This window comes from Actinocatenispora sera (genome assembly GCF_018324685.1).
Lineage (GTDB): Bacteria > Actinomycetota > Actinomycetes > Mycobacteriales > Micromonosporaceae > Actinocatenispora > Actinocatenispora sera.
Map to the genome: position 1 here is coordinate 3,428,449 of NZ_AP023354.1, position 12,809 is coordinate 3,441,257.

A 12,809-nucleotide genomic window follows, 5' to 3' on the forward strand; every position below is an offset into this window, starting at 1 on the left:
GACTCTCGACCAGAGCATCGAGCCCCGCGGCACCCGCGGGGGCTCGATGCTCGACCAGCGCGCAGCGGTACGGCCGGGGGCCGGCGCCCGGCCGGGCGCCGGTCAGGCGGCGCCGTAGCGGATCGTGACGTCCCCGGAGTCGGCCGCCGCCTGAACCTTGTGGGACGCGCCCTTCCGCACGCCCTCCGGCGGCAGGTGCACGTCGCCGGAGTCGGCGTGCACCGCGAGGTCGTAGCCACCCGGGGCGGTGGGCAGCTCGATCGTCACGTTGCCCGAGTCCGCCACCCCGACCACCGAGGAGGGCGCGACCACGAAACGCAGCTTCGCGTCTCCGGAGTCGGCGTTGAACCGCACCTTCTTCGAGGCGAGCTCGTCCCCCTCGATGTTGCCCGAGTCGGACTTCACGGTCAGCGGGCCGGACAGCCCGGTGACCCGGACGTCGCCGCTGTCGGCCTGCGCGTCGACCGGGCCGGACAGGTCGCTGACCGTCAGGTCGCCCGAATCGGCGCGCAGCATCGCCGGCATGCTGGCGGGCACCGTCACGGTGATCCGGATCCGGCAGATCTGGATGCCGAACTGGGTACCGCGGCAGGGCGAGGTCCCGACCGACAGGGTGCCCGCGTGCACCGCGGAGGTCACCTTCGGCGTGTCCGAGCTCCACTCCAGGTGACTCGCGACGGTCACCGCCGAGCCGGTGCCGCGCCGTACCCGCACGTCCGCCGAATCGGTGTCGACCGACAGCCGGGTCACCTTCTGGTACGTGCTCGTGTGGTCGGTGCGGTGCGCCGGATGCATCGCCTGCCGTAGCCCGAACGTGACGGCGGCGCCGATCGCCAGCAGCAGGACGACGAAGGCCACGGCAGGGATGAACAGGCGGCGCTGGCGGTCAGGATGAGCGGGCATCGGGCTGTCCTCTGCGCTGGGGGCTGGTCGGTGGAAACGCTATGCGACGCACCCCCGCCGGCCCATCCGGCACTCTGCCCTGTCGGTGGTGGGGCTGCCCCCACGGCGAACCGTCGGGTCCGCCGGGTCAGACCACCGCGCCGTCGTCGTCGTCGGAGTCCTCGTCGTTACCCGAGCGCAGCCGCACCACCAGGGTCACGAACCCGGCCAGCAGCACGCAGAACCCCAGCGCCATCCCGGTGCGGTCGTTGAGCCCGATGCCGGCGAGCAGTTCCGGCCGGATGCACAGCACCAGACCACCCGCGATCGCCAGCACGGCGATCGCGGTGTACAGCGAGGGGCGGGGGATCGGCGGCGGTGGGGGCGGCTCGTACCCCTCGTCCTCCTCGGCGTCCAGCTCGTCGAGCAGGTCCGGGCGCTGGGCGTCGGAGCGCCAGGTGGTGGCCGGCCGCAGCCCGGACGCCGGCGTGCCGGCCGGTGGCTCGGCCGGCTCGTCGGAGCGCTCGGCGTCGTCGGGTTCGCCCGCGACGTCCTCGGACACCGGCCACGGCGGCACCGGCGCGGCGCTCGGCGAGTCGAACTCGGCCACGATCGCCGCCCACGCGTCCCGCACGTCCTCGTCGCTGAGCTCGGATCGGGTCGGTTCGGCGCCGGGCGGCCGGGGCGGGTCCGGCGCGGTCGGGTCGCTGCCGCTCCCGCCGGGCCGGGTCGGGTCGCCGGAGCCGGCCGGGGCGGCCCCGGCGGCCGGATCCATCGCCGCCGACGGTGCCGCCGAGGGGCCCAGTTTGTCCAGGAACTCGCGGGCCTCGTCGAGATGCTCGCGATCGACGTAGAGCCGGTCGATCGGGCGGCTCGGCAGGGTCGTGGTCCTCGTCACCGGGTGCAGGTCGGCGGTGGGCTGCAGGTAGGCCGCGATGCCGGCGAGGCCGAGCACGTCGAGCAGGTGCTCGCCCACCCGCGGGTCGACGTCACCGGCCACCGCGTACTCGGCGGCGTGCAGGCCGTTGTCCCGCCGACCGTGCCGACGCCCACCGGCGCTCGACATGCCCCACCACCACCTTCCCGCCAGTCGGTGACCGCGCACGAGGCCTCGTTCGCTCCGTCTGCTGGGAGCAACGCCACACGAGCGGTCGGCATCGCAGCCCCGACAGACCGACGGTACCTGGCCCAATCGCGACATGGACAGGGCGGAGAACTTCTCCGGCCACGTTGCCGGCTCGCCGCCCTGCTCCGTACGCTGCTTGCGTAGGTCGACGAACGGAGTAACCCACGTGCTGTACTGGGTGCTGAAATGGATCCTGATCGGTCCGTGGTTGCGCGTGCTGTGGCGGCCGAAGGTCGAAGGCCTCGAGCACGTCCCCGCGACCGGTCCGGCGATCCTCGCCAGCAACCACGTGGCGTTCATCGACTCGGTGTTCCTGCCGCTGATGGTGCACCGGCCGATCCGGTTCATGGCCAAGAGCGAATATTTCACCGGTAAGGGCCTCAAGGGCTGGTTGAGCCGGCTGTTCTTCACCACGATCGGGTGCGTACCGGTCGACCGCGCCGGCGGTCGCGCGGCCCGCGCCGCGCTCGACGCCGGCAAGCAGGTTCTCGAAGAGGGCAAGCTGTGGGGCATGTACCCGGAGGGCACCCGCTCGCCGGACGGCCAGCTCTACCGCGGCAAGACCGGCGTGGCCCGCCTCGCGCTGGAGTCCGGGGTGCCGGTCATCCCGTGCGCGATGGTCAACTTCCACGAGATCCAGCCGGCCGGCGCGAAACTGCCCCGGCTCAACAAGCGGGTGCACATGCGCATCGGCGCCCCGCTCGACTTCTCCCGGTACGCCGGGATGGCCGGTGACCGGTTCGTGGAGCGCTCGGTGACCGACGAGATCATGTACAACCTGATGGAGCTGTCCGGTCAGGAGTACGTGGACGTCTACGCCGCCAAGGTCAAGAAGTCGGACAAGCCGGCACACGGCGAGGCGACGGCCGACAAGCCGACCCCCGCCCACACGGCCGCCTGACGAGCGCCGCCTGGTCCGTCGCCGCCCGTCGCTTGGCACCGCGTCGCGCCGCCCGTCGCTTGGCACCGCCGCCGCGCCCCCTGGCACCCCGCCGCCGCGGCGGGACGGCCGTCTAGCCGGGCTGGTCGCCGAGCCGCAGCAGCCGGTGCGCCTGGTTGGCGGCGGCGAACATCCGCACCTCCCGCCGGTACTGCTCGGCCCGGTCGCCGGCGCCGGCGGCGGTGTAGTGCCCGAGCGCGACCGCGAGGGACAGGATCTCGTCGCTGCGGGTCCCGATCCGGCGGTACAGCTCCGCGGCCTCGACGTGCCGGGCCGCCGCGGCGGCATGATCGCTTCCGGCCGCCAGCGCCCCTGCGGCCGACGCCGCGGCCGCCCGGGTCCACGGCGTGCCGCGGGGCACCTCGGTGAGCATGTCGCGCAGCGTGCCCGCCGCGGTCGGGCCGGCCAGCGCGGCCGCATGCCCGGCCGCCGCCACCCACTCGCCGCTGGGCACCGTCTGGTACCGCCGCCAGCTGGCGGCCAGGTCGGCGAGCAGTTCGGCCGCCTCGTCCGGCCGGTCGTGCAGCGCCAGGCAGAGCGCGCCGTGCCCGAACGCCGTCCAGGCCAGCCGCGGGAAGCCGCTGTCGCGGCCGATCCGCAGCGCCTCGGCGAGCTCGTCCTCGTCGCCGTCGGAGCGCTCGCCCCGCAGCGCCCGCAGCCAGACGCTCTGCAGCCGGGACTGCAGGTCCCAGGCGCCGGACGGGCTGTCCCGCAGCGCCTCGTTGGCCACCAGGGTGCTGTCCCAGTCGCCGGCCAGGAACGCCCGGCTGCCCTCCGCCGCGTAGTTGGTGGTCAGGCTGTGCCCGTCGGTGACCTCCACCAGCGCACCCTCGTCGAGCAGCTGCCGGGACCGGTCCAGCTCGCCCTCCTCGAGCAGGGCGGAGCCGAGGTTCTGGGTGGCCCGGCGCAGGCTCGGCAGCTTGAGCCGGCGGCAGGTCTCCAGCGCCTGCTCCATGATCGTCATCCCGTCCGGCTCGCCGCCGAGGTAGCGGCTCGCACCGATCGAGATCATCGCGCTGGCCTGCACCTCGATCAGGCCGAGCCGCGCCGCGATGTCGGCGGCCCGGCCGGCCGACTCGATCGCCGCCGGCAGCTCGGCGCTGCTGAGATGGATCCGGGCCAGGTCGGCGTACGCGCTCGCCTTCGGTTCGGAGTCGGGCAGCCCGGCGAACCGGCGGATCGCCTCGGCCAGCCCGCCGGCGGCGGCGGTGCGGTCGGCGGTCATCAACGCGACCCGGCTGCGTACCGTCAGCGCCTGCGCGGCGGCCTGCTCGTTGCCGCTGCGGTCCAGCCGCGCCACCAGCCGGGCCAGCCGGTCCATGCCGCCACCGGCGACGAACTCGTCGGCCCCGCGCAGGAACGACAGCTCGGCCGCGAACAGTTCCAGTTCGAGCCGCTCGTCGCTGTCCGGGTCGTCGGCCCCGAACAGCCGCAGCGCCTTCTCCACGTGGCCGGCGGCGATGTCCGGCGCGTGCAGCGCGTACGCCCGGCGGGCCGCGTGCTGCAGCGCGCGGCGGGCGCCCGGCGCGTACGGCGCGGTCGGGATGCCGAGGGTGCGGGCGATCTCGTGTGCCGCGAACCGGTGGTTCGCGACGACCTCGGCGAGGTCGGAGGAGCGGCTGCCGGTCGCGTCGGCCGCCGCCTCCAACCAGTCGGCGGCCCGGGCGTGCTGCACCACCCGCTCGGTGCGGGGCAGCCGCTGGTAGCAGACGTCGCGGATGAGCACGTGCGAGAACCGGTACTCGGTCTGCTGCTCCCGGCTGCTCTCGGTCTGCTGCAACACCAGGTCGCGCAGCTCCAGCCGGCGCAGCGCGCGCTCCACCGCTGCGGGCGGCTGGCGCAGCGCGCTCGCCACCGCGTCCGGCCAGAACACCATCCCGAGCACCGACGCGGACTGCAGCACCGCCCGGTCCGCCGCACCGAGCAGGTCGAGCCGGTTGGCGATGACCGCGTGCACGTTGTCGGGGATCGACGCGGTCGCGTCACCGTCCCGGCTGCCGATCGCCGGCGCCAGCGTCCCCTGCTCCAGCAGCATCCGGAAGTACTCGTGCGCGTACAGCGGGTTGCCGCCGGCGAGCTCGACCAGCTGGCCGAGCATGTCGGTGGGAAACGTCGCCTTGCCGAACAGCGCCGCGTACATGTCGGCGATGTGCTTGTCGTTCATCGACGACAGGCTGATCGTCTGCGAGCCGGCGATGGCCACCGCCCAGGCGGGTTCGTGTTCCAGCAGCTCCGGCCGGGAGGTGCAGAGCACCAGCAGCGGCACGTCGCGCATCGCCGAGCCCAGCCGTTCCACGAAGCTGACCATGGTCTGGTCGGCCCAGTGCAGGTCTTCGATGACCAGTACGGTCGGGCGCTCGGAGGCGAGTGCCACCACGAACCGCCGCCAGGCCGACTCGGTGTCCTCGGCGAGCAGCTGCTCACCGGGCAGCCCGACGAGCGGCCCGAGCGCGTTGGTGAGCCGGTCCGCCTCGACCGCCGGTACCAGCCGGGACACCGCCGCGCGCAACCGGTCCCGGGCGCGGGCCGCGTCGTCGGAATCGAGGATGCCGGCCTCGGCCTTGACGATGTCGGCGAACGCGGAGTAGGTGACGTTCTCCCCGAACGGCGGGCAGAACCCGGTGTGCCAGCGGATCTGCACGTCGTCGCGCGCGGTGGCGTACCGGTGCAGCTCGGTGACCAGCCGGCTCTTGCCGATGCCGGCCCGGCCGAACAGGGTGACCAGCTGCGGCTGCCGGTCGGTCACCATCCGCTCCAGCGCGCCGGTGAGCAACCGCAGCTCGTGGACCCGGTTGACCAGTGGCGTGCTTTCCTGGTCGCGCACCGTGGTGCGGCGGCGCAGCGAGGTGACCGGTACCCACACCTCGGTCGGCTCGGTGTGGCCGCGCAGCACCACCGGATCGCGCCGCTCGTACCGGAAGTCGTCGGCGGTGGCGGCATGGGTCGGGCCGTCGACCAAGACCCCGCCGACCGGCGCCGCGGACTGCAACCGGGATGCGGTGTTGAGCACGTCGCCGGCGGCGATCGCCTGGCCGCCGTCGCGTGCGGCGGCGGTGTCCACCAGCGCCTCGCCGGTCGCGATGCCGATCCGGAAGTGGAACGCCGGCTCGGTACCGGCGTCCGCCGTACCGAGGGTGCGCTGCAGGTCCAGCGCGGCCGACACGCAGCCGAGCACCGCGGTCTCGGTGGCGATCGGCGCCCCGAACAGCGCCATCACCGCGTCCCCGATGTACTTCTCCACCAGCCCGCCGTAGCGGCCGACGATCTGCCGGACGGTGTTGAAGAACCCGCTCTGCATCTGCCGGACCTGCTCCGGGTCGGCGCGTTCGACGAACCGGGTGAAGCTGACCACGTCGATGAACAGCACGCTGACCCGGCGCCGGTCCTCCCGGCCGCTCGAGCCGACCCCGCCGGCTGCCGGCGAACCGGTCTCGGTGAGCCGGCGCCCGCAGCCGGTGCAGAACGCCAGGTCGGGGTCGACCGCTCGACCGCAGCCGGGGCACTGCCGGCTCAGCGCCGTCCCGCACGTTCCGCAGAACCGGTCGTCCGGTCCGGCGACGCGACCGCAGTGGGCACATGAGACGGGGATGGCGGCCTCCCAGCTTCCGGCGTTCGGCGGGCCGACCGGCACCCGGTGACCCGGCAACGACAAGTCATGCTGTCACGCTTCGACAACCGAACGAAGCGACGAGGTCCGGGCACTGTCGGCGTACCGCCACTGCACGATACTTCAGGCGCTCTTTCTCGGTCGGAATGGCGACAGAGCGCAGGCGATGTCGACGCTGGTCAGTAGGGTCAGCGGCGATCAGAGCAACTGTGAATGCCTGGCACGCATGCCGGTCGATGGAGGTTGACGTGTTGGTACGGCTGGCGGCCGACTGGGCCGGGCCGGGCCGGGCCCGGCATCGTGCCGGTGATCTGGTCGAGGTGGACAACGTCACGCTGGCCGAACTCGAAGCAGGAGGATTCGTGGCAACAGAGGAGACACCGAAGCGCGAGGAGCCACGCTCGGACGACGAGGAGTCGACCGAGACCACCAGCACCACCGAGCCGCAGCCGGAGCCGGAGCCGGACACGTCCGGCGGGATGCACCCGAACGGCTGGCCCGGCATCAGCTGACCGACCGCGGTCCGGGGCGACGGGGTCGATGCGACCGCGCGCCGCGGTCAGCCGGTCATCCCGGCTCGGCGTCGCAGCGCGCCGATGTCGGTGATGACGATCCGGCGGCCCTCGGTGCGCAACCAGCCGCGACCGGCGAACGTGCCGATCGCCTGGTTGACGCTCTGCCGGGAGCCGCCGGCCATCTCGGCGAGCTGGCTCTGGTTCAGCTCGACGGTGACCATCGGCGCCGCGGTGTCGCCGGCCAGCCGGACCAGCGTCTTCGCCACCCGGCCGGCCAGGTCGAGGAAGACGTGGTCGGTGTTCTGCTCGGTCAGCCGCCGGATCAGGCTGCCGAGGGAGTTCAGCACGCTGTCCAGGATGCGCGGGTTGGCGTGCACCAGCTCCAGGAACGCGGTGCGTGACAGTGCCAGTGCGCTGCACCGCTCGATGGCCTCCACCGACGCCGACCGGGGCGCGCCGTCGAGCAGCGCCACCTCGCCGAGCACCCCCGGCGGCCGTACCACGTGCAGCAGCGCGCGCTCGCCGGAGGACGAGGTGCGAAACACCGCGACCGCCCCGGAGCGCACCACGATCAGCGACTCACCGGGATCGTCCTCGACGAACAGCAACTGCCCCTTCCGGTAGGTGCGGGGCACGGCCGCGGCCGCGATCCGGCGCCGGACCTCCGGGTCGAGGTCCGTGAACATCTCCACGTTCGCGATCGCGTCGTCGAAATCGGTGCCGCCTTGCCTGTCCACCCGCGCTGCCTCTCTCGGCCCGAATTCGGACCGTCACTGCTCGTGTGTGCGTTCTCCAAGCATCCGGCCGAACTGTCGTGCTGTCTACACCTGAGGTATCGGTCATGCGACAGTTCACGCCGGCACCGGCTGGCAGGCTGAGCCACGGCCGCGAGAAACCGCGCCGGTCACGGGGGTTGGCGCGGCAACGCTGTCGTGCGGCGAGCGACGTCCGCGGGATCTTGGGGGAGCATCCCGGCGGACGGTGCCTACGGCATCGCCGCGTCGGCCGCGTGGAGACCGGCGCGGTCGCGGTCACGGCCCCGGCCATCGTTTCGACGATTGCCGGGGCCGTCCGTTCCGGTCGAGCCCCGCCGTGCCGGTCGCGGCCTCGCCGCACCGATGACCGCCAGGCTCGACGATCGCGTGACCGCTCAGGCGGGCCAGTTGCGGGACCGGTCGACGGCGACCCGCCACAGCCGGTACCCGTCCTCGTCGGTGCGGCCGGACGGGGTGAAGCGGGCGTCGAGTTGCCAGGTCGCGGCGAGTTCGTCGGTCGACGACCAGACCCCGGTGGCCAGGCCGGCGAGGAACGCGGCGCCCAGCCCGGTGGTCTCGGTGACCCGGGGCCGGCGTACCGGCAGGGCGAGCTGGTCGGCCTGCAGCTGGCACAGCAGCGAGTTGGCCGAGGCGCCGCCGTCGACGGACAGTTCCGGGATCACCTCGGCGGCCGGCCGGTCGTCGCCGGCCAGCTCGGCGGCCATCACCGTCAGCACGTCGCGCACCTCGTACGCGATGGCGGCGAGGGTGGCGCGGGCCAGGTGTGCGCGGGTGGTACCGCGGGTCAGACCGAGGATGGTGCCGCGCGCGGACGGGTCCCAGTAGGGGGCGCCGAGCCCGGTGAGCGCCGGCACGAACACCACACCGTGGGTGTCCGGCACGGTCGCGGCGAGCCCCTCGATCTCGGCCGCGGCGCCGATGATGCCCAGCCCGTCGCGCAGCCACTGCACCGCCGCACCGGTGACGAAGATGGAGCCCTCCAGCGCGTACACCGGGCCGTCGCCCAAATCCCAGGCGATCGTGGTGAGCAGTCCGTGCTCGGACCGTACCGGGGTGTTGCCGGTGTTGGTCAGCACGAACGACCCGGTGCCGTAGGTGCACTTCGTCGCGCCGGTCTGGTAGCATGCCTGGCCGAACAGCGCCGCCTGCTGGTCGCCGGCGATCCCGGCCACCGGCAGCGTCAGGCCGAGGAACTCGCCCGGGTCGGTGTGCCCGAGCACCCCGGACGAGCCGACCACCTCCGGCAGCGCGATCTCCGGCACCCCGAACAGCTCGCACAGCTCGCCGGACCAGCCGCCGCCGAACGTGTCGTACAGCAGGGTGCGGCTGGCGTTGGACACCTCGGTGGCGAGCACCTGCCCGCCGGTCAGCCGGGCCACCAGGTACGCGTCGACGGTGCCGACCACGAGCCGCCCCTCGGTGACCCCGCGCCAGGTGTCCGGCTCGTGCCGGGCCAGCCAGGTCAGCTTCGTCGCCGAGAAGTACGGGTCGAGCCGCAGCCCGGTCAGCTCGGCGACCCGCTCGCCGTGCCCGGCCGCCTCGAACTCGGCGCAGATGTCGGCGGTACGCCGGTCCTGCCAGACGATCGCGCGGCGCGGCGCGCGCAACGTGCGCCGGTCCCACAGCACCACGGTCTCGCGCTGGTTGGTGATGCCGATCGCGGTCGGCGCCGGTACGTCCGCGGCGCGCGCGCCGTCGACCGCCTCCTTGCACGCCGACAGCGTGGCGAGCCAGATCTCCTCCGGCTCGTGCTCCACCCAGCCGGGTCGCGGGAAGTGCTGCGGGAACTCCTGGTAACCGCGTGCGGCGATGCCGCCGTCGCGGCCCACCACCAGTGCGGTCACCCCGGTGGTACCCGCGTCGATCGCCAGCACACTCACGACTTCCTCCTCGGCCGATCCCTGTCGATCATGGGGTTGTGTTGTCGGGCAAGCGTTTCCCGGGACCATAGCCCCGTGATCAACGGGGTGGGGCGCTCGCGCGGAGCTGGTCCAGGACCAGCGGGTCGATGCGGCCGGGTGCCAGCCGCAGCTCGTAGTTCTCGATGCCGGCCCACTCGGCGAGCGCGTCGTCCAGCCCACGCTCCGGTTCGCCGGCCGCGGCGTGGCCGAGGCCGGCGAGCAGCGCGCGTACCTCGTCGGCCAGCGGGCCGGTCAGCGGCAGCAGGCTGGCCGGATCGGCCCGGTCGAAGTAGAGGTGGTGGGCGGCGAGCAGCCGGTCGAGCTCGGCGACCGGCGCGGGGTGGTCGTCCACCCGCAGGTCGACGGCGAGATGGCTGCCGGTGTCGCCCACGTACGGCACGGTCGGATCGGCGCCGTAACCCGCGTTGGCCACGGCGACCAGCAGCGCGGCGCTCTGCCGGCCGCGCCGGTCGCCGCCGGCCTCGTCCCCGGCGCGCAGCGCCGCGAGCAGCCGCTCGGCCAGCGGCCCGGACGAGTCCAGGTACGCCGAGCGCATCGCGTCGACCACGCCCGGCCCGGCGAGGATGTTGCCCTGGATGGCGAACCCGTCCCCGGCGGTACCGCCGGCCCAGTCCAGGCAGTGCGCGCCGGTGTAGGTCGCGCCGTCGCCGGTCGGGCCGACCACGCCCAGTTGCCGCTCGTCCCGCAGCGGGTCGGCGGCGGTGAGCCCGGCGACCACGTCGGCCGCGGCGGTACCCGACCGCAGCAGTGCGAGGCCCTGCGGCCGGTAGGCCAGGTTCGCCATCGACTGGGTGGCGAGCGCGCCCGCCACCGGATCGGCCGCCGGCACCGCCGCGCCGACCGCGAGGAACTTGCTGGCCACGGCCACGCCGTAGGCCGGTCGGCCGGAGCCGTCGGTACCGCGGGCCACGATCGAGAACGTCATCGGCCACCTCCGTCGCCGGGTGCCGGGCCGGCACCACTGGTCCTGGTCCGGTGACCTTAGCGAACGGGTGGCGGCGCCCCCGGTACCCTCCCCAGACCGGTACCGGGCGGCCCGGTGCGGGCGCGACGGGGGAGGGGAAGATGGTGCGACTGCGGCGGGCGGGGACGCAGCCGGCGGGGGTTTCGACCCTGGAACTGTTCTTCGACCTGGTGTTCGTGTTCACCCTCATGCAGCTGACCGGGCTGCTCGAACACGACCTGAGCCCGGTCGGCGTGCTGCGGGTGCTGCTGCTGTTCGGCGTGCTGTGGTGGATGTACGGCGCTTTCGCCTGGGTCACCAATGCCGCGGCGCCCACCGACCCGGGCCGCCGGGTGCTGCTGGTCGTCGCGATGGCCGGCTTCCTCGTCATGGCGCTGGCGTTGCCGCAGATCACCGGGCCGGGCGGGCTCGCGTTCGGGCTCGGCTACCTGGTCGTGGTGCTGGTGCACCTGGCGCTGTTCGGGCTGACCGAGGCGTGGCGGGCGATCCTGCGGGTCGCGCCGTTCAACCTGCTGGCCGCGGTGCTGGTGCTGGCAGCCGGGTTCCTGCCCGGGTCGGTACGGCCGTGGTTGTGGGCGGTGGCGCTGGCGGTGCAGATCGTCACGCCGCACCTGGGCCGGGTGGTCGGCGGTGACTCGCAGTTCCGGATCGCGCCCGACCACTTCGTCGAGCGGCACGGGCTGCTGCTGATCGTGGCGTTCGGCGAGTCCGTCGTGTCGCTCGGCAAGGGCGTCGCCGGCCACCCGGTCGATCTGCGGCTGACCGCGACCGCGGTACTGGTGCTGGCGCTGCTCGCGATGCTGTGGTGGGTGTACTTCGGCGCCGGCGCGGTCGATGCGGCCGTGGCGCGGATGCGGCGCGCCGAGCCCGCGCAGCGTCCCCGGCTCGCCGTCTACGGCTTCTTCTACTCCTACACCCCGATGATGCTGGGCATCGTGCTGCTGTCGGCCGGGGTGGCGATCGGTCTCGGGCACGGCCGGCCGAGCTGGCCGGTCGCCGCGGTCACGGCGCTGGGCATCGCCGGGTACCTGGCCGGCGACGTCTGCTTCCGCCGGGTGCTGTCCGCCGGCCCGGTCGCGGTACGTACCTGCCTCGCCGTGCTGGCGCTCGGTACCGCGCCGGTCGGCCGGTACGCCGGGGTCGTGGCGCAGCTCGCCGCGCTTGCCGTTCTGGTCGCGGCCGGGCTGGCGGTGGAGGCGGCTCGCGGCCCGGCAGATCCGTCCCCGGTGGTCGATGGTCGTGGCCCGGTCGACCAGCCCCTGGTGGTCGGTGGTCGTGGCCCGGTCGACCAGCCTCTGGTGGTCGATGGTCGCGGCCCGGTCGACCAGCCTCTGGTGGTCGAGGGTCGCGGCCCGGAGGGCCCGCCCGCGGCGCCGGACGGGACGGTACCGACGGGCGCGTAGGGTGCCGGGCATGGGGACGGAGCGGGTGCACCGGTACTTCGTCGACTGCGAGTTCATCGAGGACGGTCGGACCATCGACCTGGTCTCGGTCGGCGTGGTCGACGAGGACGACCGGGAGTTCTATGCGGTGTCGACCGAGTTCGACCCGGGCCGGGCCATCGAGTGGGTGCGCCGGCACGTGCTGGACAAGCTGCCGTCGCCGGCGGACAAGGCGTGGCGTTCGCGCGAGCGGATCCGCGACGACCTGTACGACTACCTGACCGAGCCGCTGCGCGCCGGCCGTGCCGATCGGATCGAGCTGTGGGCCTGGCTCGCCGCGTACGACCATGTCGCGGTGGCGCAGCTGTGGGGCGCGATGCCGGCGCTGCCGCGCGAGATCCCCCGGTTCACGCACGAGCTCCGGCAGCGCTGGGAGGCGCTGGGCTGTCCGGAGCTGCCCGGCCACGGCAGCGACCGGCACGACGCGCTGGCCGACGCCCGTCTCGGCCTGGCCCGCTGGCGCGCGATGAACACCCACGCCAGCCCCAGCCCGAACCTGGTCCCGCGAAGTTGATCAAGGGATCGGTGCGAGTTCTCCGCGGCCGACGTGTCCCGTTCCCTTGATCAACTGCGTGGTCCCTTGATCGGCGGTCTCGTTGCAGGTCGGCGGGTCTGTCGCTGGCGGGCTTCATCGG

Annotated in this window: 10 protein-coding genes; 4 read left to right on the forward strand and 6 right to left on the reverse strand. The window is 73.7% G+C overall.

What is annotated here, in order from left to right:
• Positions 1-102: 102 nt before the first annotated feature.
• Both Asera_RS16490 and Asera_RS16495 read right to left on the reverse strand, forming a co-directional pair.
• Positions 103-903, reverse strand: a complete 801-nt coding sequence (locus tag Asera_RS16490) for a DUF4097 family beta strand repeat-containing protein (RefSeq protein ID WP_084132571.1) — start codon at positions 901-903, stop codon at positions 103-105.
• 127 nt (positions 904-1,030) lie between these two features.
• Positions 1,031-1,948, reverse strand: coding sequence for a hypothetical protein (locus tag Asera_RS16495; RefSeq protein WP_030448957.1), 918 nt, complete (start codon positions 1,946-1,948; stop codon positions 1,031-1,033).
• Positions 1,949-2,174: 226 nt separating this feature from the next.
• Between Asera_RS16495 and Asera_RS16500 the strand changes: the two genes are divergently transcribed.
• Positions 2,175-2,909, forward strand: a complete 735-nt coding sequence (locus Asera_RS16500; RefSeq protein WP_035298245.1) for a lysophospholipid acyltransferase family protein — start codon at positions 2,175-2,177, stop codon at positions 2,907-2,909.
• 112 nt (positions 2,910-3,021) lie between these two features.
• Here Asera_RS16500 and Asera_RS16505 read toward each other — a convergent pair whose 3' ends face one another.
• Positions 3,022-6,600 (reverse strand): adenylate/guanylate cyclase domain-containing protein, encoded by a 3,579-nt coding sequence (locus tag Asera_RS16505; protein WP_157035117.1) that lies wholly within the window; start codon positions 6,598-6,600, stop codon positions 3,022-3,024.
• A 203-nt stretch (positions 6,601-6,803) separates the two neighbouring features.
• Here Asera_RS16505 and Asera_RS16510 point away from each other — a divergent pair, with 203 nt between their 5' ends.
• Positions 6,804-7,067, forward strand: coding sequence for a hypothetical protein (locus Asera_RS16510; protein WP_030448960.1), 264 nt, complete (start codon positions 6,804-6,806; stop codon positions 7,065-7,067).
• Between the two features lie 47 nt (positions 7,068-7,114).
• Here the strand turns inward: Asera_RS16510 and Asera_RS16515 are convergent, their stop codons facing one another.
• The 3 genes from Asera_RS16515 to Asera_RS16525 all read right to left on the reverse strand — a co-directional run bounded on the left by Asera_RS16515 (position 7,115) and on the right by Asera_RS16525 (position 10,693).
• Positions 7,115-7,756, reverse strand: a complete 642-nt coding sequence (locus tag Asera_RS16515; RefSeq protein ID WP_051802868.1) for a Crp/Fnr family transcriptional regulator — start codon at positions 7,754-7,756, stop codon at positions 7,115-7,117.
• Positions 7,757-8,220: 464 nt separating this feature from the next.
• Positions 8,221-9,726, reverse strand: a complete 1,506-nt coding sequence (glpK, locus tag Asera_RS16520; RefSeq protein WP_030448962.1) for a glycerol kinase GlpK — start codon at positions 9,724-9,726, stop codon at positions 8,221-8,223.
• Positions 9,727-9,805: 79 nt separating this feature from the next.
• Positions 9,806-10,693: a DUF1028 domain-containing protein gene (locus Asera_RS16525; RefSeq protein ID WP_030448963.1), complete on the reverse strand. Its 888-nt coding sequence runs from the start codon at positions 10,691-10,693 to the stop codon at positions 9,806-9,808.
• Between the two features lie 140 nt (positions 10,694-10,833).
• On the opposite strand from Asera_RS16525, the gene Asera_RS16530 reads away from it, so the two are divergent.
• On the forward strand, positions 10,834-12,135 hold the full coding sequence (locus Asera_RS16530; protein ID WP_051802856.1) for a low temperature requirement protein A: 1,302 nt from the start codon (positions 10,834-10,836) through the stop codon (positions 12,133-12,135).
• Positions 12,136-12,145: 10 nt separating this feature from the next.
• Positions 12,146-12,688, forward strand: coding sequence for a polyadenylate-specific 3'-exoribonuclease AS (locus Asera_RS16535; RefSeq protein WP_035298247.1), 543 nt, complete (start codon positions 12,146-12,148; stop codon positions 12,686-12,688).
• Positions 12,689-12,809: the final 121 nt, after the last annotated feature.

Bases quoted from the DNA above. Each gene is read 5' to 3' on its own strand.
- Asera_RS16515 (WP_051802868.1), bottom strand. From the start codon at position 7,756: ATGTTCACGGACCTCGACCCGGAGGTCCGGCGCCGGATCGCGGCCGCG.
- Asera_RS16535 (WP_035298247.1), top strand. From the start codon at position 12,146: ATGGGGACGGAGCGGGTGCACCGGTACTTCGTCGACTGCGAGTTCATC.
- Asera_RS16525 (WP_030448963.1), bottom strand. From the start codon at position 10,693: ATGACGTTCTCGATCGTGGCCCGCGGTACCGACGGCTCCGGCCGACCG.
- Asera_RS16530 (WP_051802856.1), top strand. From the start codon at position 10,834: ATGGTGCGACTGCGGCGGGCGGGGACGCAGCCGGCGGGGGTTTCGACC.
- Asera_RS16490 (WP_084132571.1), bottom strand. From the start codon at position 903: ATGCCCGCTCATCCTGACCGCCAGCGCCGCCTGTTCATCCCTGCCGTG.
- Asera_RS16495 (WP_030448957.1), bottom strand. From the start codon at position 1,948: ATGTCGAGCGCCGGTGGGCGTCGGCACGGTCGGCGGGACAACGGCCTG.